At 72.8% G+C, this 18,249-nt stretch carries 19 protein-coding genes; 9 read left to right on the top strand and 10 right to left on the bottom strand.

Annotated features, from left to right (window positions below; all coding sequences use genetic code 11):
- The first annotated feature begins 144 nt into the window (after positions 1-144).
- The 3 genes from ACZ4XJ_RS17880 (at position 145) to ACZ4XJ_RS17870 (ending at position 3,437) form a co-directional block, all read left to right on the top strand.
- Positions 145-2,223 (top strand): DEAD/DEAH box helicase, encoded by a 2,079-nt coding sequence (locus tag ACZ4XJ_RS17880; RefSeq protein WP_468496700.1) that lies wholly within the window; start codon positions 145-147, stop codon positions 2,221-2,223.
- Between the two features lie 89 nt (positions 2,224-2,312).
- Positions 2,313-3,188 (top strand): alpha/beta fold hydrolase, encoded by an 876-nt coding sequence (locus ACZ4XJ_RS17875; protein WP_468496699.1) that lies wholly within the window; start codon positions 2,313-2,315, stop codon positions 3,186-3,188.
- 96 nt (positions 3,189-3,284) lie between these two features.
- Positions 3,285-3,437, top strand: a complete 153-nt coding sequence (locus tag ACZ4XJ_RS17870) for a hypothetical protein (RefSeq protein WP_362877477.1) — start codon at positions 3,285-3,287, stop codon at positions 3,435-3,437.
- An 85-nt stretch (positions 3,438-3,522) separates the two neighbouring features.
- Here the strand turns inward: ACZ4XJ_RS17870 and ACZ4XJ_RS17865 are convergent, their stop codons facing one another.
- The 4 genes from ACZ4XJ_RS17865 to ACZ4XJ_RS17850 form a co-directional block, all read right to left on the bottom strand.
- Positions 3,523-4,128 carry a MarC family protein gene (locus ACZ4XJ_RS17865; RefSeq protein ID WP_362877476.1) on the bottom strand — a complete coding sequence of 202 codons (606 nt, stop codon included), beginning with the start codon at positions 4,126-4,128 and terminating at the stop codon, positions 3,523-3,525.
- A 62-nt stretch (positions 4,129-4,190) separates the two neighbouring features.
- Positions 4,191-5,057 carry a PHP domain-containing protein gene (locus ACZ4XJ_RS17860; RefSeq protein ID WP_468496698.1) on the bottom strand — a complete coding sequence of 289 codons (867 nt, stop codon included), beginning with the start codon at positions 5,055-5,057 and terminating at the stop codon, positions 4,191-4,193.
- Positions 5,058-5,166: 109 nt separating this feature from the next.
- Positions 5,167-5,808 carry a DUF6758 family protein gene (locus ACZ4XJ_RS17855; protein ID WP_362877474.1) on the bottom strand — a complete coding sequence of 214 codons (642 nt, stop codon included), beginning with the start codon at positions 5,806-5,808 and terminating at the stop codon, positions 5,167-5,169.
- 83 nt (positions 5,809-5,891) lie between these two features.
- The gene (locus ACZ4XJ_RS17850; RefSeq protein ID WP_468496697.1) at positions 5,892-6,476 is read right to left on the bottom strand and encodes a suppressor of fused domain protein; all 585 of its coding nucleotides are present in this window, start codon (positions 6,474-6,476) and stop codon (positions 5,892-5,894) included.
- Positions 6,477-6,847: 371 nt separating this feature from the next.
- Between ACZ4XJ_RS17850 and ACZ4XJ_RS17845 the strand changes: the two genes are divergently transcribed.
- Positions 6,848-7,972, top strand: a complete 1,125-nt coding sequence (locus tag ACZ4XJ_RS17845; RefSeq protein ID WP_362877472.1) for a magnesium and cobalt transport protein CorA — start codon at positions 6,848-6,850, stop codon at positions 7,970-7,972.
- Between the two features lie 31 nt (positions 7,973-8,003).
- Positions 8,004-8,519, top strand: a complete 516-nt coding sequence (locus ACZ4XJ_RS17840; RefSeq protein ID WP_362877471.1) for a hypothetical protein — start codon at positions 8,004-8,006, stop codon at positions 8,517-8,519.
- A 10-nt stretch (positions 8,520-8,529) separates the two neighbouring features.
- Here the strand turns inward: ACZ4XJ_RS17840 and ACZ4XJ_RS17835 are convergent, their stop codons facing one another.
- Positions 8,530-9,336, bottom strand: a complete 807-nt coding sequence (locus ACZ4XJ_RS17835; protein ID WP_362877470.1) for a hypothetical protein — start codon at positions 9,334-9,336, stop codon at positions 8,530-8,532.
- Between the two features lie 168 nt (positions 9,337-9,504).
- Between ACZ4XJ_RS17835 and ACZ4XJ_RS17830 the strand changes: the two genes are divergently transcribed.
- From ACZ4XJ_RS17830 to ACZ4XJ_RS17820, 3 genes are all read left to right on the top strand, one after another.
- Complete coding sequence (locus ACZ4XJ_RS17830; protein ID WP_362877469.1) at positions 9,505-10,776, top strand: magnesium transporter MgtE N-terminal domain-containing protein; 1,272 nt, start codon at positions 9,505-9,507, stop codon at positions 10,774-10,776.
- A 97-nt stretch (positions 10,777-10,873) separates the two neighbouring features.
- On the top strand, positions 10,874-11,449 hold the full coding sequence (locus ACZ4XJ_RS17825; RefSeq protein WP_468496763.1) for a DUF1003 domain-containing protein: 576 nt from the start codon (positions 10,874-10,876) through the stop codon (positions 11,447-11,449).
- Between the two features lie 42 nt (positions 11,450-11,491).
- Positions 11,492-12,652, top strand: coding sequence for an Mrp/NBP35 family ATP-binding protein (locus ACZ4XJ_RS17820; protein ID WP_453434737.1), 1,161 nt, complete (start codon positions 11,492-11,494; stop codon positions 12,650-12,652).
- Positions 12,653-12,770: 118 nt separating this feature from the next.
- Here ACZ4XJ_RS17820 and ACZ4XJ_RS17815 read toward each other — a convergent pair whose 3' ends face one another.
- The 5 genes from ACZ4XJ_RS17815 to sigE form a co-directional block, all read right to left on the bottom strand.
- On the bottom strand, positions 12,771-13,505 hold the full coding sequence (locus ACZ4XJ_RS17815; protein WP_468496696.1) for a hypothetical protein: 735 nt from the start codon (positions 13,503-13,505) through the stop codon (positions 12,771-12,773).
- Positions 13,506-13,643: 138 nt separating this feature from the next.
- Positions 13,644-14,093: a sec-independent translocase gene (locus tag ACZ4XJ_RS17810; protein ID WP_362877467.1), complete on the bottom strand. Its 450-nt coding sequence runs from the start codon at positions 14,091-14,093 to the stop codon at positions 13,644-13,646.
- Positions 14,094-14,215: 122 nt separating this feature from the next.
- Complete coding sequence (locus tag ACZ4XJ_RS17805; protein ID WP_468496695.1) at positions 14,216-15,826, bottom strand: S1C family serine protease; 1,611 nt, start codon at positions 15,824-15,826, stop codon at positions 14,216-14,218.
- A gap of 104 nt (positions 15,827-15,930) precedes the next feature.
- Positions 15,931-16,590, bottom strand: coding sequence for a zf-HC2 domain-containing protein (locus ACZ4XJ_RS17800; RefSeq protein ID WP_468496694.1), 660 nt, complete (start codon positions 16,588-16,590; stop codon positions 15,931-15,933).
- A complete protein-coding gene (gene sigE / locus ACZ4XJ_RS17795) occupies positions 16,587-17,366 on the bottom strand; it encodes an RNA polymerase sigma factor SigE (protein WP_362877464.1) in 780 nt (259 codons plus the stop codon). Before sigE ends, ACZ4XJ_RS17800 begins: the two co-directional genes overlap by 4 nt.
- 166 nt (positions 17,367-17,532) lie before the next feature.
- Between sigE and ACZ4XJ_RS17790 the strand changes: the two genes are divergently transcribed.
- On the top strand, positions 17,533-18,195 hold the full coding sequence (locus ACZ4XJ_RS17790; protein WP_319189129.1) for an O-methyltransferase: 663 nt from the start codon (positions 17,533-17,535) through the stop codon (positions 18,193-18,195).
- Positions 18,196-18,249: the final 54 nt, after the last annotated feature.

The following is an 18,249-nucleotide window of genomic DNA, read 5'->3' as shown; positions in this document are numbered from 1 at the left end:
ACGTAGCAGTACTGCAAGCACGGCACGGTACGACCCCCCTCGCCGCCTCGCGCCGCGTCTCACAGAAGAGGCAGCACCCTGACTACGTTCCGAGACCTCGGGATCTATCCCGAGACGGCCGAGGCCCTTGAGGCCGTCGGCATCGTGTCCCCCTTCCCGATCCAGGAGATGACCCTCCCCGTCGCCCTCTCCGGCTCGGACGTCATCGGCCAGGCGAAGACCGGCACCGGCAAGACGCTGGGCTTCGGCCTCCCCCTGCTGGAGCGCGTCACCGTTCCCGCCGACGTCGAGGCCGGCCGCGCCCGCCCCGACCAGCTGACGGACGCCCCGCAGGCCCTCGTGGTGGTTCCCACCCGCGAGCTGTGCACCCAGGTCACCAACGACCTCCTCACCGCGGGCAAGGTCCGCAACGTCCGCGTCCTCGCCATATACGGCGGCCGCGCGTACGAGCCGCAGGTCGAGGCGCTCAAGAAGGGCGTCGACATCATCGTCGGCACCCCGGGCCGCCTGCTCGACCTGGCCGGCCAGAAGAAGCTCGACCTGTCGCACGTGCGCGCCCTGGTGCTGGACGAGGCCGACGAGATGCTCGACCTGGGCTTCCTGCCCGATGTCGAGCGCATCATGAGCTACCTGCCGCCCAAGCGTCAGACGATGCTGTTCTCGGCGACCATGCCGGGCGCGGTCATCGGCCTGGCCCGCCGGTACATGACGCAGCCGACGCACATCCGCGCCGTCTCCGAGGACGGTGAGGGCGCGACCGTCGCCAACACCACGCAGCACGTCTTCCGTGCGCACAACATGGACAAGCCGGAGCTCGTCTCCCGCATCCTGCAGGCCGAGGGCCGTGGCCTCGCCATGATCTTCTGCCGCACCAAGCGCACGGCGGCCGACATCGCCGAGCAGCTGGAGAAGCGCGGCTTCGCCTCGGGCGCCGTCCACGGCGACCTGGGCCAGGGCGCCCGCGAGCAGGCGCTGCGGGCCTTCCGCAACGGCAAGGTCGACGTACTGGTCTGCACCGACGTCGCCGCCCGCGGCATCGATGTCGAGGGTGTGACCCACGTCATCAACTACCAGACGCCGGAGGACGAGAAGACCTTCCTGCACCGTGTGGGCCGCACCGGCCGCGCGGGCAAGAAGGGCATCGCCGTCACCCTGGTCGACTGGGACGACATCCCGCGCTGGCAGCTGATCAACAAGGCGCTGGAGCTGGACTTCCACGACCCGGTCGAGACGTACTCCACGTCCCCGCACCTGTACGAGCAGATGAACATCCCGGCCGGCACCAAGGGCATCCTGCCCCGCGCCGATCGCACCCGGGCCGGTCTGAAGGCCGAGAACGTCGAAGACCTCGGCGAGACCGGTGGGCGCGGTGGCCGTGGCGGTCGCGGCCCCGCCGCCGCCGCTCCCGTGGTGACCGAGGAGCGGCCCGCCCGCACCCGTACGCCGCGTCAGCGGCGCCGTACCCGCGGTGGGTCGGACCTCGGCCCCGAGGCCGTGGACGCGCCGGTGACCCCGGCCCCCGAGGCGGCCGAGGCCGCTCCGGGCGTCGACGAGCCGCGCAGGCCGCGCCGCCGCCGCACCCGGGTGGCCGCCACGGCGGCCGCCGCCGCGGTGGCCGAGGCCGCCGTCGTCGAGGCGCCGTTCGCCGAGGCCCCGGCCGTCGTCGAGGCTCCCGTCGCGACCGAGGCTCCGGCCGTGGTCGACGAGGCCCCGGTCAAGGCGCGTCGGACCCGCACCCGCAAGGCCGTGGCGTCCGCCGACGAGGTCGTCGCCGAAGCCGCCGTCATCCCGGCCCCGGCGGAGGAGGCCCCGGCCGCGCCGCGGCGCAGCCGGGCCCGCAAGGCCGTGGCGCCCGTGGCCGAGGCCGTCGTCGTCCCGGCTCCGGCCGTGGCCGAGGAGGCCCCGGTCGCCCCGCGCCGTCCCCGCGTCCGTAAGGTCGTGGCGCCGGCCGCCGACGAGCCCGACTTCCAGATGGCTCCGATGGTGGAGCCGCCGGTGAAGGTCCGCCGGACCCGGCAGCCCCGCAAGGTCGTCGAGGCCGCGCCGGTCGTCGAGGCGGCCGCGCCGGCCGAGGAGGCCGCCGCGAAGCCGAAGCGCACCCGGACCCGCAAGGCGGCCCCGGCCGCCGAGGTCGCCACCGCGGCGGCCGTCGCCGAGGAGGCCCCGGCCAAGCCGCGGCGCAGCCGCGCCCGCAAGGTCGCGGAGAGCGCCCCGGAGGCGTAGGCACCCGCCTGGAACGGCCCCGGCCCCCTTTCACGAGGGGGCCGGGGCCGTTCGCGCACCCGGGGGCTACGGGCCGGTAGCCTCGGGCCATGAGCAAGCCCTCGCGCCTCACCCTGCCGTCCGTCGCCCGCGCGTACCGCCTGAGCACCGCGCGCGGCGCGTTCGCCGTGCACGAGGCCGGGCAGCCCGTACGGGGCACCGCCCTGCTGGTCCCCGGGTACACGGGCAGCAAGGAGGACTTCGTCGGCCTGCTGGAGCCGCTTGCCGGCGCCGGGTACCGGGTCGTCGCCGTCGACGGGCGCGGCCAGTACGAGAGCCCCGGCCCGCGCGACGAGGCGGCGTACGGGCTGGAGGAGCTGGCCCGCGACGTGCTGGCCCAGGCCGCCGCGCTGGGCGGCGGCCCGCTGCACCTGGTCGGCCACTCCCTCGGTGGCCTGATCGCCCGCGCGGCGGTCCTGCGCGACGCCGCGCCGTTCACCTCGCTCACCTTGATGAGCAGCGGGCCGGGAGCGATCACCGAGGTCCAGCAGGCCCGTACGAAGCTGCTGGTCGCCGGCCTGGAGGCGCTGCGGGACGACATGCCGGCGCTGTGGGCGGCGATGCGGGCCCAGGACCCCCAGAACCCCGAGGACCCGGACGACACGGTCCCGGACGGCCCGGCGATGACGGAATTCCTGCGGGAGCGCTGGCTGGCGACCGTGCCCGAGCAGTTGATCGCGACCGGCCGGGCGCTGATCGGTGAGCCGGACCGGGTGGCGGAGCTGGCCCTGGTGCCGCTGCCCAAGCTGGTTCTGTCCGGAAAGGTCGACTACGCCTGGCCCGTCCCGTTGCTGGACGACATGGCCGTCCGCTTGAGCGCGACACGAGTGGTGGTCGAGGATGCCGAACACTCCCCCAACGCCGAGAACCCGCAGGTCACAGCAGATGCGCTGGCCTCCTTCTGGGGAACCGTCCCACAGAGGTAGTTAGCGAGGGAAAAAATTTCGTTAGCGTAGGGAATGTTTGCCGCTTACACTTCGTTAACCCTGTGCAAGGAGAAACACCGACGAAGGGAGAAGCCCATGCGCTTCGAGATTCTGCGCCTGAACGACGTCAACGGATCCGCCGTGGACAGCACCGTCGTGGACGCGGCCTCCGTCAACCGGATCGTGCAGCAGGCCGCCTCTGTGGGCCAGCGCATTCTGATCCGACCGGCCGGACCGGCGTCCTCCTGAACTTCGCGCAACGCCCCCGCACCGGGATCCGGTGCGGGGGCGTTCGTGTGTCCGGGGGCGTGCGCGCGGCCCGGCCCGCGTTTCGTCAGGCGCCGCGGACGACCTGGAGCACGCCGTTGATGATCTGCTGGACGGCGATGGCGGAGAGCATCATGCCCGCGAGCCGGGTCACGAGCACCACGCCGCCGTCCTTGATGACCCGGATGATCACCAGCGAGTAGCGCATGGTCAGCCACAGCACCACGTGCATGGCGATGATGGCGCACCACACCGAAACCTGCCCGGTCACCCCGTCGGCCTTCTGGACGGCCAGGATGACGGACACGATGGCACCGGGGCCCGCCAGCAGCGGCATGCCCAGCGGGACGAGGGCGACGTTCACGTCCTTGGTCTGCTGGGGTTCGTCGGTCTTGCCGGTGAGCAGGTCGAGCGCGATCAGCAGGAGCAGCAGACCACCCGCGATCATCAGCGCGGGCACGGAGACGTGCAGGTAGTCCAGGATCTGCTGACCGCAGATCCCGAAGACGGCGATGACGCCGAAGGCCACGCAGACGGCCTGCCAGGCCATGCGGCGCTGCACCTTGGCGGGACGCCCGGAGGTCAGCGCGAGGAAGATCGGCGTGATTCCCGGGGGGTCCATAATCACGAAAAGCGTGAGAAAGAGGGATCCGAAGACGGCGAAGTCGAGCACAGTGATGCCTTGCAGGTGAGGGGTGTGACGAAAAGGGGGAAGGGCAGCGCGGGACGCGGCGCTTACGCGCGGGGGGCTCCGCCGGCGCCGGGCACGGGGAAGGCGCCGGTCGCCCGGCGCGTGATCTCGCCGTAGATCTCGGGGTCGGTCGTGTGGTCGCCGAGCCGGCAGGTCTTGCGGCTGCCGTGGTAGTCGCTGGACCCGGTCGTCAGCAGACCGAGGTCGGCGGCCAGGCCGCGCAGCCGGACCCGGGTGTCCGGGTCGTGGTCCATGTGGTCCACCTCGACGCCGTCCAGGCCGGCGGCCGCCATCGCGGCCATCGAGGCCTCGGACACGCAGGCGCCGCGCTTGGCGGCGCCGGGGTGCGCGAGGACGGTGACCCCGCCGGCCGCCTTGACCAGGCGTATGGCGTCGAAGGGGTCGAACTCGTGTTTCTGCGCGTACGCCCGGCCGCCGTCGGCGAGCCACTCGGGCGTGAACGCGTCGGAGACCGTGGGGACCACACCCAGCTCGACGAGGGCGGTGGCGACGTGCGGGCGGCCGACCGAGCCGTCACCGGCGATCCGCGCCACCTGCTCCCAGGTGATGTCCACGCCGAGCGCCCGCAACTTGCCGATCATGGCCTGGGCCCGGGGGGTGCGGTCGTCGCGGACGAGCTCCCGCTCCCGGAAGAGCGCGGGCTCCCGCGGGTCGAAGAGGTACGCCAGCATGTGCAGGTTCACGCCGCCGAGGCGGCACGACAGCTCGGCCCCGGTGATCAGGGTCAGCCCGGCGGGGAGGGCGGCGATCGCCTCCGCGTATCCGCCGACGGTGTCGTGGTCCGTCAGCGCGACCACGTCGAGACCCGCGGCGGCGGCGTTGCGCACCAGCTCGGCGGGGGTGTCCGTACCGTCGGAGGCGGTGGAGTGGGCGTGCAGATCGATGCGCACAGCCGAACTCCAGGGCTCGCGGGGACGGGGGGACACTCCAGGATAACCGTGTCGGCCCGGTGCCCTTTACCCTGCCGGGCGCCCACTGGCAAGCCCCCGCCGGCCGCCGCTACGGAGTCAGGATGCGGGGGCTCAGGGCGCCGCAGGGCAGGAGCTCGACCTCGGAGCCCGCGTCGCGGAGGTCGGTGAGGACCAGCTCGTCGTACATGAGGAGGCCGGACTGTTCCGGCCAGACGATGGCCCACAGCCACAGTCCCCGCGCCTCGCCCGCGAAGACGGCGCGGTCGTCGGGGACCCCCTTGAGGTGCCACAGCGGCGCCGGTCGCCCCGCCGCGACGACCTTCGCGTCCGGCGGGCCCGATACGTCGATGTGCGGGCCGGGGTCCGGGCCGTCGATGCCCGCGAAGCGCGCGCCGAGTCCGACGCCGAGTTCCTCCGCGACCAGCAGCAGCTCCCCGAGGCCGCCCAGCGGCCCGGGTCCCGAACAGGCGACGGCGGTGGCGCGGCCGCCGCTGCGGTCGTCGCCGGCGGAGACGATCCCGGTGAACAGCCACCCCACCGGCAGGGGCCACGGCATCCACACCGGCACCCGCGCCCGGTGGACGACCACGCCGAGTCCCTCGACGCTGGGCGGGATGACGGGCTGCAACGGGTGGACGGCGCCGTGCGCGGCGCACTGCCAGGAGTCGGCGAAAAGACCGGGCGCACGCACCCGGCCACCGCACTTCGGGCAACTCGGTTCGCCCCTCATAGGAAGCACGCTCCTCCCCGCCCGGCGCCCCGTCAAGGCACGCTCACCCGTCCGGATGTCATCCGTACCCGCGAGCGCGGCGCTCAGTCCAGTGCGACGGCCGTACGCAGAGGGTCCCGCAGATCGGTGCCGCGCGCGAGCCAGCGCTCTTGGAGGGCGGCGGCGCCGTGGACGCGCTTCCAGGCGGCCTCGTTCGCGGTCATCGGCAGCAGGGGCAGGAAGCGGACCGGGTCCAGGGGTTCGTCCAGGTCGAGGTCCTCGACGAGGCCGCCGGACTCGGCGACCAGGACGGAGGTGAACGGGGCTCCGCCCCAGAGCGGTGCGCCCACGTCGAGGGAGACGCCGGGGGCGACGACGAGCCCCTCGACCATCGGGGAGGCCGCCAGCACCGCGAGCGGGCGAAGCAGTTCGTCGGTCGGGGCGAGCCCGGCCCGTACGGTCAGGACCAGCTCGGCGCGCGGGCCGCGCAGCGGGTCGGCGACCATGTCGGTCGGGTCGGTCATGGGGTGCGCGGACATGCCGAGGGTCGCGTACCGCAGGAGGTCGCCCTCGGCGAAGCGGAGGACCTCGATGCGGTCGGTGCCCAGGAAGGTGACGGCGGCGCGGGCGTCGGGTTCGCCGAACGCGCTGCGGAGCCGGGCTTCCACGAGTGCCGGAATTTCTGCCATGGAGCGAGCATAGAACTCGTATCGCGTGGGTAAAGCGCGGGTCCTGACCACCCGTCGGCTGTTAGTGTGGACAGCTGGTCGGGGCCGCGTACAGCAGGTCCCGTCCCAAGGCGGTTGAGGACGTCCCCCACGGGGGACCGGCCGGAGGAGGTGGGGCTGCAATGGATCGAAGTCGATCGTGCAGTACCAATCGCTCTTCCACTTCTGCGGCGGACGTTTCCCGCCCTCTGTGATCTTCTGATCAGTAGAAGAGCGACGGCAGAACTTTGTCCTCCCGTCCTGCTTCCTTCCGTTCGCCCGGGGCCTGCCCGCCCGCGCCGGAAGGTCTCCCACCCGTACGGTCCGCAGCCGTGCGCGCGAAGGAGCCTGCCATGTCGATGCTGCCCTACCTCCGTGCCGCCGTCCGTCCGGCCCTGCGCAGGTCCACGCCCGCGCAGCCCGGTTACGACACCACCCGCGACCCCTCCGCCAGTAGCGCGGTCGTCGACTGCGCCGTGTACCGCGACGGGCGCAGGGACCGGCGCGAGCCGGGGTCGGCGTGCCTGACGCCGCGTGAGGCGATCCGTCGGGTCCGCGAGGACGGCGGGTTCGCCTGGATCGGTCTGCACGAGCCGACCGAAGCCGAGTTCGCCGGGATCGCCGCCACCTTCGGCCTGCACCCGCTGGCCGTCGAGGACGCGGTGCACGCGCACCAGCGGCCGAAGCTGGAGCGCTACGACGACACCCTGTTCACCGTCTTCAAGACCATCCACTACGTCGAGCACGCCGAACTCACGGCGACCAGCGAGGTCGTGGAGACCGGCGAGGTGATGTGCTTCACCGGCCCCGACTTCGTCATCACCGTCCGGCACGGCGGCCAGGGCTCCCTCAAGGGCCTGCGCCACCGCCTCCAGGACGATCCGGACCTGCTCTCGCGCGGCCCCTCCGCGGTGCTGCACTCGATCGCCGACCACGTCGTCGACGGGTACATCGCGGTCGCGGCGGCCGTGCAGGACGACATCGACGTGGTGGAGAGCGAGGTCTTCGCCGCTCCCGCCAAGGGCGTCGCGCGCGGCGGTGACGCGGGCCGGATCTACCAGCTCAAGCGCGAGGTGCTGGAGTTCAAGCGGGCCGTCGCGCCGCTGCTGCGGCCGATGGAGCTGCTGAGCGAGCGGCCGATGCGGCTGGTGGACCCGGCCGTGCAGAAGTACTTCCGCGACGTGGCCGACCACCTGGCGCGGGTGCACGAGCAGGTCGTCGGTTTCGACGAACTGCTGAACTCGATCCTCCAGGCCAACCTCGCGCAGGCGACGGTCGCCCAGAACGAGGACATGCGCAAGATCACCTCGTGGGCGGCGATCATCGCGGTGCCGACGATGATCTGCGGGGTGTACGGGATGAACTTCGAGCACATGCCCGAGCTCCAGTGGAAGTACGGCTACCCGATGGTGATGGGCACGATCGTCGGGGTCTGCTTCACGATCCACCGCGCGCTGCGCCGTCACGGCTGGCTGTAGCGCGCCGCACGCGAAGGCCTACGCTGTGCGCATGACTCTCAGCGCGCTCGACCTGGCCCTCGTCGAGGAGGCCTCCAAGAAGTCCGGCCTGATCTGGGTCCGCGGCGACGGCGCCGACCGGGCCCTGTGGCACGCCTGGGTGGACGGCGCCGCGCACGTCCTCGGTGACGGTCCCGGTGAGCAGCCGTTCCCGGGCCTGGTCGACGGGTCGACCGCCGAGGTGACCGTGCGCAGCAAGGACAAGGGCGGGCGCCTCGTGGCCTGGACCGCGGCCGTGCGGGAGCTGGAGCCGCGCGGCGGGGCGTGGGAGGCGGCGGTGGCCGAGCTCAAGGGCAAGCGGCTGAACGCGCCCGACTCGGAGCACATGACGGACCGCTGGGCGCGCGAGTGCCGGTTGCTGCGCCTGGAGCCGGTGGCGGTGTCGGGGCAACTGCCGGACGGTTCACTGGCCGCGGTCCCGCTGCCGACGCAGGCGACGACCCGCCGGGCGATGCCGGCGGGGTTGCCGAAGCTGCTGCTGAAGCGGAAGAGGAAGAGCGGGCGCTGAGGGCGCGCGCTCAGCCCGTACCCGACCCCGAACCCGAACCGCTGCCCGAGCCGGTGCCCGCGGTGTGGGTGGGGGCCGGTGCGGAGCCGCCGCCCTGGCCGTCCTTGGTGGTCGGCAGTTCGACCGTCTGGTCGTCCTGCGGCGGGTCCAGCGGGAAGGCCTTGCCCCAGTCGGCGAGTTCCACCCGGCCCGCGCCGCCCGCGCGTTCCATCAGCAGCGGGTACGGGGTTCCCGTCAGGGAGACGGAGAGCCGGCCGCCCTTGCCGCCCCCCGCCAGCACGGGTACCACCCGGGTCGGTCCGACCGTGCTGTACGCGCCCTTGGTGAGCTTGCCGTCGAGGCCGAGCAGCCCGTCGAGCAGCACGTCCATGTCGGTGAAGCCGCGGAACTGCTTGTAGGAGGGGTCGTTCTCGGGGACCTTCACGTATTTGTCGCCGAGCTTGCCGGCCGAGTCGGACTTCCCCCAGAAGGCGGCGCTCGCCTTCAGGTAGAGCTGCTCGCCGACGCGCAGCAGTTGGAAGGTGTCCTCCTGCGACTTCACCTCGCCGGTGCCGCCCCCGGACTTCAGCCGCATGTCGAGGGTGAAGGTCTTGCCGCCGGTCACCAGGGTCCCGGACAGGTGTACCGATTCGGCCGCGCCGGCGGCCGCCTTCGCCTGTTCCTCGATCTTCTCCGGGGTCAGCTTGCCGACCCCGTTCGTGCCCTTGTCGGGGTCCTCCTTCTCGCCGCAGCCCGTACCGGTGACGGCGAGGCCCGCGCACAGGGCGCCGATGACGGCGGCTCGGCGCAGCCGTACGGCGGAGGGGTTGGCGGTCACGGGCGGGTGCCTCTCGTCGTGCGGCTGCGGGCAGCAGGCAGCGTACCCGGCCGTGGCCCGGCGGCTTCCGGACCCCCGTGCGGACGGCCCCACCAGGACGGTTGCGCGCGGCACGGGCTAGCCTGAGGCACGGCACGACTGTCGATTGACGCTCTAGGAGGCGCTCGGATGGCTGCAGGCGCCCCGCGGATCTTCGTCTCGCATCTGTCGGGTGTGCCCGTCTTCGATCCCAACGGCGATCAGGTCGGCCGGGTCCGGGACCTGGTCGCGATGCTCCGCGTGGGCGGCCGACCGCCCCGGCTGCTGGGCCTCGTCGTCGAGGTGGTCAGCCGGCGCCGGATCTTCCTGCCGATGACCCGGGTGACGGGCGTGGAGTCCGGTCAGGTCATCACGACCGGTGTGGTCAACATGCGGCGCTTCGAGCAGCGCCCCACGGAGCGGTTGATCCTCGGCGAGCTGCTGGACCGGCGGGTGACGCTGGGGGCGACCGGCGAGGAGGTCACCGTCCTCGACGTGGCCATCCAGCAGCTCCCGGCCCGCCGGGACTGGGAGATCGACCGGATCTTCGTCCGCAAGGGCAAGGCGGGCGCGCTGCGCCGCCGCGGCGAGACCCTGACGGTGGAGTGGTCCGCGGTGACCGGCTTCTCGTTGGAGGAGGACGGGCAGGGCGCCGAGAGCCTGGTGGCGACCTTCGAGCAGATGCGCCCGGCGGACCTGGCGAACGTCCTGCACCACCTGACCCCGAAGCGGCGCGCCGAGGTGGCCAACGCCCTCGACGACGACCGGCTCGCGGACGTCCTGGAGGAGCTCCCCGAGGACGACCAGGTGGAGATCCTCGGCAAGCTGAAGGAGGAGCGCGCCGCGGACGTCCTGGAGGCGATGGACCCCGACGACGCGGCCGACCTGCTGTCCGAGCTGCCGGAGGACGACAAGGAACGGCTGCTGACGCTGATGCAGCCGGACGACGCCGCCGACGTGCGGCGCCTGCTGTCGTACGAGGAGCGGACGGCGGGCGGTCTGATGACCACGGAACCGATCGTGCTGCGCCCGGACGCGACCGTCGCCGACGCGCTGGCCCGGGTACGGCAGTCGGACCTGTCGCCGGCGCTGGCGGCGCAGGTGTACGTGTGCCGGCCGCCGGACGAGACGCCGACGGGCAAGTACCTGGGCACGGTGCACTTCCAGCGGCTGCTGCGGGACCCGCCGTTCACCCTGGTCAGCTCGATCGTGGACACGGACCTGCCGCCGCTGCGGCCGGACGCCTCGCTGCCGGTGGTGACCAGCTACCTGGCCGCGTACAACATGGTCGCGGTACCGGTGGTCGACGAGAGCGGCTCGCTGCTCGGCGCGGTCACCGTCGACGACGTGCTCGACCACCTGCTGCCCGAGGACTGGCGCGAGACGGACTTCCATTCCGAGGAGGCCGTGCGTGGCCACTGAGCGGGGCCGCGGCGAAGCCGCGCGCGAACGGCGCCGGGAGCGGCGCGAGCACGCCCGGGACGGGCTGTCCGACCGGCTGGAGGAGGCGGCGGAGCGGCTGCGGCACGAGCGGCCGGAACGTTCCGCCGACCGGGCGAAGAGCGGCGCGCCGTCCGGGTCGAGCGGGCTGTCGCGTTCACGCGTACGACTGGACGTGCCGCGCCCGGCGCGCCGCCGGTTGCTGCCCGAGTACGACCCGGAGGCGTTCGGGCGGCTGTCGGAGAGGGTGGCGCGGTTCCTCGGCACGGGCCGGTTCATCGTCTGGATGACGCTGGTCATCATCGTCTGGGTGTTGTGGAACATCTTCGCGCCGGACGACCTGCGGTTCGACCAGTACCCGTTCATCTTCCTGACGCTGATGCTGTCGCTGCAGGCCTCGTACGCCGCCCCGCTGATCCTGCTCGCGCAGAACCGGCAGGACGACCGGGACCGGGTCAACCTGGAGCAGGACCGCAAGCAGAACGAGCGCTCCATCGCGGACACCGAGTACCTGACGCGGGAGATCGCGGCGCTGCGGATGGGCCTGGGCGAGGTCGCCACGCGCGACTGGATCAGGTCCGAGTTCCAGGACCTGATCAAGGAGATGGACGAGCGGCGACTGTTCCCGCCCGAACGTGACGAAGGCGACCGCTGAGGAGCTTTCCCGAGCCGTGCTACCGAGCCGTACCATCGGGGCATGGCTACCGACACAAGCTCCGCCGCCGTGCCTGAGCAGGACGCGATCCTGGACGCGCTGGCGACGGTGAACGACCCCGAGATCCACCGGCCGATCACCGAACTCGGCATGGTGAAATCGGTGGAGATCGGCGAGGGCGGCGCGGTGGCCGTCACGGTCTTCCTGACGGTGTCGGGCTGTCCGATGCGCGAGACCATCACCAAGAACGTCACCGAGGCCGTGGAGCGGGTCGCCGGCGTCACCTCCGTCGCGGTGACCCTCGACGTGATGAGCGACGAGCAGCGCAAGGACCTGGCGGCCACCCTGCGCGGCGGCACCGCCGAGCGCGAGGTGCCGTTCGCCAAGCCCGGCTCGCTGACCCGCGTGTACGCGGTCGCGTCCGGCAAGGGCGGCGTCGGCAAGTCCTCGGTGACGGTCAACCTGGCCGCGGCGATGGCGGCCGACGGCCTGAAGGTCGGCGTGGTCGACGCGGACATCTACGGGCACAGCGTGCCGCGGATGCTCGGCGTCGAGGGCCGCCCCACCCAGGTCGAGAACATGATCATGCCCCCGTCCTCGCACGGCGTGAAGGTCATCTCCATCGGCATGTTCACCCCGGGCAACGCGCCGGTCGTGTGGCGCGGTCCGATGCTGCACCGCGCGCTCCAGCAGTTCCTCGCGGACGTCTTCTGGGGCGACCTGGACGTGCTGCTGCTGGACCTGCCGCCGGGTACGGGTGACATCGCGATCTCCGTGGCGCAGCTGGTGCCGAACGCCGAGATCCTCGTGGTGACCACCCCGCAGCAGGCGGCGGCCGAGGTCGCGGAGCGGGCGGGCTCGATCGCGGTGCAGACGCACCAGAAGATCGTCGGCGTGGTCGAGAACATGTCGGGCCTGCCGTGCCCGCACTGCGACGAGATGGTCGACGTCTTCGGCTCGGGCGGTGGCCAGAAGGTCGCCGACGGCCTGACGAAGACGGTCGGCGCGTCCGTGCCGGTGCTCGGCACCATCCCGATCGACGTACGGCTGCGCGAGGGCGGCGACGACGGCACCCCGGTCGTGCTGTCCGACCCGGACTCCCCGGCCGGCGCGGCCCTGCGCGCCATCGCGGGCAAGCTGGGCGGTCGCGCCCGCGGCCTGTCGGGCATGTCGCTGGGCATCACCCCGCGCAACAAGTTCTGATCCGAAAGTTCTGATCCGACACCTCGCGCCCGTCGCGAACGAGGAGGGGGTCACCGCCGGTCGTCGGCGGTGACCCCCTCCTCGTCGTGCGCGGCCCACGCTCGTGGCCGGCCGGGTGCTACTCGTAGGCGGCCAGGTCCCCGATGACGGAGAAGCCGATCCCGTAGGCGCTCATGCCCCGCCCGTAGGCGCCCAGGTGGACGCCGCCGGGGGTGGATCCGGCGAGCACCCAGCCGAACTCGGACTCCCGGTAGTGGAAGGGCGTCGGCTCCCCGTCGACCGGCAGGGACAGCGTGGACCAGTCCTCGCCGTCGAGGTCGTCGGCGAGCTCCCAGGCGGCCTCGGTCTGCTGGTCCAGCCAGTCGCTGCGCAGGGAGTGGTCCATCTGCCCCGGCCAGCTGTACGAGAGCAGTCCGGAGCCGGCCAGCCAGGCCGCCGAGGAGACCGAGGTGGCCTCCAGGGTGCCGGTGCCGTCACCGCTGCGGCGCAACGGGTTGCTGGCGACGGTGATCACCACCGCGAAGCGTTCCTTCTCACCGGTGGCGAGCTCGCCGCGGGCGGACGGCTCGTCACCGTGCCCGGTGGAGCCGTGTTCCACGGTGCCGTCGGCGCCGGTACCCACCTGCATGAGCCAGCGGCGGCCGGTGAAGGCCGCGTCCAGGCCGTACCAGGGGAAATCCGCGCTCAGGTACCCGTCCACCGTCCTGCGGGCCGTCGGGACGGGCGCAGCGCCGTCCTGGGGCTGCCCGGGCGTCTCCCGGGGGTCCTGCTCGGTGGGCTCGGTCTGCGGTGGTGCTGCGGCGGGGATGTCGGCGGGCTGTGTGCCCACCCGGCTACTGCTCGTCGTCTCCATCTGGGCGGCCTCTCGTTCCGTCGGGTCCGGAACGGCCCTCCCCCTCGCTTCGCTGGGGGGACCCCCTCCCTCGGGCGTCTTCGGTCCGGACAGATGGAGGATAGCCATCGGACCGGGGATCGCCGGGCAGGCGGCGGCTCAGGTGGCGTCGGCGTCGTAGGGCGTACGCGGCTCCGGGGCCGGGGCGGCGGGCTTCTTCAACAGGTCCGGGCCGGTCGCCGCGGCGGGCGTGGCGGCGGCCGCCGCGGCCGGGTCCGCCGGGTCGTGCTCCTTGCCGTTCACCGCGTCCGTGACGTCGGTGAGCTCCTTGCGGAGGTCGAAACTGGTCCGCAGTTCCTTGAGGTCCTCGTTCTCCGTGAGCTGCTTGCGGATGAACGTCTTCGGGTTCAGATCCTCGAACTCGAAGTCCTTGAATTGCGGGCCGAGTTCGGAACGGATGTCCTGCTTGGCGCTGTCGGAGAACGACCGGATCTTGCGGATCACGTTCGAAACGTCCTGGATCACCTTCGGCAGCTTGTCCGGGCCGAAGACGAGGATGGCGAGAACCACGATGGTGACCAGTTCGAGTGCGCCTATGTCGTTGAACACCTTGCCGCTCCTCGGCTCTCTCCACGTCGGGCCCGGACAACGGTACCCGGCGATGACCTCGGTCCCCTACGCCGGTGCGGACCCTTTCCCGGATTCACCCCGCCGTCACCGCGCATTCGGCGTCAGGAGCCGTTCGCGGAGCCGAGCACCACCTCCAGCGTGCGCTCCCTTCCGTCGCGGAGCACGGTCAGGCGCAGCGGGTCACCGGGGCGGTGGGCCCGGATCTTGATGATCAGTTCGTCGCCACCCTGGACGCGGACCCCGTCGACCTTGGTGATCACGTCGCCCGGCTTGATGCCGGCGCGGGCGCCGGGCCCGTCGGCGACCACCGGGGGCTTGCCGTCCTCGCCCTTGGTCCCGACGCGGGCGCCGTCGCCCTTGAACTGCATGTCCAGGGTGACGCCGATGACGGGGTGGGTGGCGCGGCCGGTGCGGATCAGCTCCTCGGCGACCCGCTTGCCCTGGTTGACCGGGATGGCGAAGCCCAGGCCGATGCTGCCGCTCTGGCGGGACCCGGACTCGTCGTCCTCGCCCTGGTCCGCGCCGCGGATCGCGCTGTTGATGCCGATCACGTGCGCGCGGGAATCCAGGAGCGGGCCGCCGGAGTTGCCCGGGTTGATGGGGGCGTCGGTCTGGAGGGCATCCACGTAGCTGATGTCGCTGCCGTCGCCCTTGTCGCCGCCCGCCGTGATGGGGCGGCCGGTCGCGCTGATGATGCCCGCGGTGACGGTGTTGGAGAGGTCGAAGGGGGCGCCGATGGCCACCACCGGGTCGCCGACCTTGACGTTCTCGGAGTTGCCGAGGGCCAGCGGCCGCAGGCCCCGTACGCCGGTGACCTTGACGACGGCCAGGTCGTAGCCGCCGTCGCGGCCGACCAGGGTCGCGGGCACGCTCTCGCCGGTGCTGAAGGTGACCGTCATGTCCTTGGCGCCGGCGACCACGTGGTTGTTCGTCAGGATGTGGCCCTGGTCGTCGAGGACGAAGCCGGTGCCGGTGCCGCCGGTCGCGCCGCCGTTGACGTGCAGGGTGACCACGCCGGGCAGGGCCGTCGCGGCGATCCCCGCCACGCTGTCCGGCGCCCGGCCCTTGTTCTCCGCGGCCGCTTGCGGGAGTTCCAGCCGGGTGCTGCTGCGGCGCTCGGCGACGATCCCGAGGTAGCCGCCGAGGGCGCCCGCGAGGAGCGCGATGACCGCGCCGACGGCGGCGAGCTGCCAGAGTCGGGGCGCGCGGGGGGTGTGGCCGCCCAGGTCCGTGACCTGGAGCGGGCGGTCGGCCCAGGGGTCGTAGCGGGGGGTGCCGACCGGCGCGGCGCCGGGGAACGCGAAGGGGTCCGCGGCGTCCGGGTCGCCCGCGTCCGGCTTCGGCTCCGCCGACCGCGCCTCGTCCACCGGGGCGGCGGCGGGTCGGCTCCACCACCGCGGGGCCGACTCCTGCCGCCGATCGTCGCGCCGCGACGCGGCGTCGGAGCCCTCGCCGTCGAACCGTGGGCCGTCGCCGCCCGCCCCGGGCATGCCGCCGAAAACCTGGTCGCCGGACTCCGCGGCCTCCGGCTCCCGGACGTCGGGTCCGGCGGCGGGCTGGGGTGCGGGGGCTGCCGCGTCCGGCTTCCCGCCCTCGGGGGAACGTGCGGCGGAGGGGCGGTGGGCGGCGGTGGGCGGCGGGCCGTCTGCGGGGGGCCGGTTCGGGTGCCCGGCGGGCGGCTGTGGGCGGTCGGGCTGCTGGCTGTCGGACATGGATGCTCCCCGCGGCGTGTCGCACCGCACGGCGGCGCATCTGCCGCAGATTCAACCAGGTACCCGGGCCCACCGGGGGCCCGGGTCCGCGAGGCCCCGCCGGTTCAGCGGGAGAGCGAAACCGGCAGCGCACTGGCAGGCGGCGCGGTCGCGGTCACCGGCAGCTGACCGGACGGGCCCAGGCTGGGCACGCCGCCGGGGCTGGGCAACCGGTCCCGGACGACCGCCGTCAACGGCACCGAGGGCCCGGGCCGGGAAGCCGGAGCCTCACCCCGGGCGTTCGGCTCGACCGCTTCCAGCGGCAGCGAGCCACCCAGCGCGATCGCGGCCAGCGACACGGCTCCGGCCGCGACGAAGGCGAGCCGGCGTCTGGGCCGGCCCATCTCATGGATGCGGAAGCCGTCGCGCTGGGCGCTCGCGGCCGCGTACGCGAAACCGTCGAACGGCTCGGCTCCGGGCGGGGGCGCGAGACCCGGTCCGCGCGCGGGACCGGACGGCCCCGGTGGACCCGACGGACCGTCAACGGAACCCCCCGGCAGCCCCTGGAGCCGGGCGAGCAGCCCGGCGGACAGCGGTGGTGGCGCGCTCTGCACGAACATGGTCTTCAGACGGCGCTGGGCATCGGCCTCGGCCTTGCACTTGGCGCAGGTCGCCAGGTGGGCCAGGACCCGCTCCCGGGCGTCGTGGTTCAGCTCCCCGTCCACCAGGGCGGCGAGCCGGTCGCCCAAGTGTTGTTCCGCGGGGGACGGACTGGCTCCGCTCACTCGGCTCCGCCCTCTCCCCCGGCGCCCGGCGCGCCGACCGCCACCCCGGCCAGCGCACGCTGTTCGGCGCGCGCCTGGGGGGACCGGTGCTTGAGCGCCTTGCGCAGGTGCGAGCGGCCGCGGTGGATGCGGCTGCGGACGGTGCCGAGCTTCACCCCGAGGGTGGCGGCGATCTCCTCGTAGGACAGGCCCTCGATGTCGCACAGCACCACGGCGGCACGGAACTCCGGCGCGAGGGTGTCCAGCGCCTGCTGCACGTCCGCGTCGAAGTGGGTGTCGTGGAGGACCTGCTGGGGGGACGGTTCGCGACTCGGCAGCCGCTCCGCGGCGTCGTCGGCGAGGGCGTCGAAGCGGATCCGCTGCTTCCGGCGCACCATGTCGAGGAAGAGGTTGGTGGTGATGCGGTGCAGCCAGCCCTCGAAGGTGCCCGGCGTGTACGTCGACAGCGAGCGGAAGACCCGGACGAAGACTTCCTGCGTCAGATCCTCGGCGTCGTGCTGGTTGCCCGTCAGACGGTAGGCGAGACGGTAGACCCGCGCACTGTGCGTGCTGACGATCTCCTCCCACGTGGGAGGGGTCCACGCCTGGGAGCCCGCATCGGCGGCAAAGGTCGCGGTGGTTGCGGTGTCGGCGGTGTGGAAGCGGTCAGCAATGTCGGTCACGGATTTCGGCTCACCAGACGACCAGAAGAAGCGTCTCAGGACGCCCCCACGATCCACAGGCGCAGCCGCACCTCCCCTATCGGCTCTGGTGGTGTCCAGTGGAGCCCCTACCATAACCACCCCTCCCGTCAGCTCCGGATAAGCGTTTTTACGCTAACTTTGCACGGGCCTCGGGCCCCGGCCGCCGATCTGCCCGCTGCCGTCCCCTGCGTCCCGCGTCCACCCCTCCCAACGCCCGGTCCCATCTGCGGGTTCCCGACGCCAGCGGATACAGTCACCGTTGCGCCAACTATGGGGACAGGAGAGGGTCATTAGCGGCAACCGGCAGACGAGCTGGGCGTTCGCCGACGCGTTTGTCGCCGAGGACGACGCTCTGCGATGGGCCCGCGACCGGTCCAGGGAAGCAGGGCTGCGGTCCGTCTCCCCCGGCACCGGGGCCGCGCTGCGCCTGCTGGCCGCCACCGCGGACGCCAAAGCGGTCGCCGAGATCGGTACCGGAACCGGTGTTTCCGGCATCCACCTGCTCCACGGAATGCGCCCGGACGGCGTCCTGACCACCGTCGATCCCGAACCCGACCGGCAGGCCTTCGCCCGTCAGGCGTTCCGCGCCGCCGGCTTCGCGGGCAACCGGGCGCGCTTCATCCCCGGCCGCGCGCTGGACGTACTGCCCCGGCTCGCCGACGGCGGCTACGACCTCGTCTTCTGCGACGGCGACCCCGCGGAGTCCCTCGAATACCTCGCCGAATCGTTGCGCCTGCTGCGACCCGGGGGGCTGGTGTGCTTCGAGGGGGTCTTCTCCGACGGCCTCACGGTCGACTCCACGGCCGTTCACATAGAAGTGACCCGGGTCCGCGAGCTGCTGCGCAGCGTCCGCGAGAGCCCGGCACTGGAGGCGGCGCTGCTCCCGGTGGGCGACGGCCTGCTGTGCGCGGTCCGTCGCTGAGACCGGTACGCCTGACCGATCGCCGCCGAGACCCGCACGTCCCTGAGACCGGTC

It is taken from the genome of Streptomyces sp. NPDC029836, from assembly GCF_055574495.1.
Note: the sequence above shows the minus strand (reverse complement) of the source record. Positions and strands in the feature narration are given on the sequence as shown.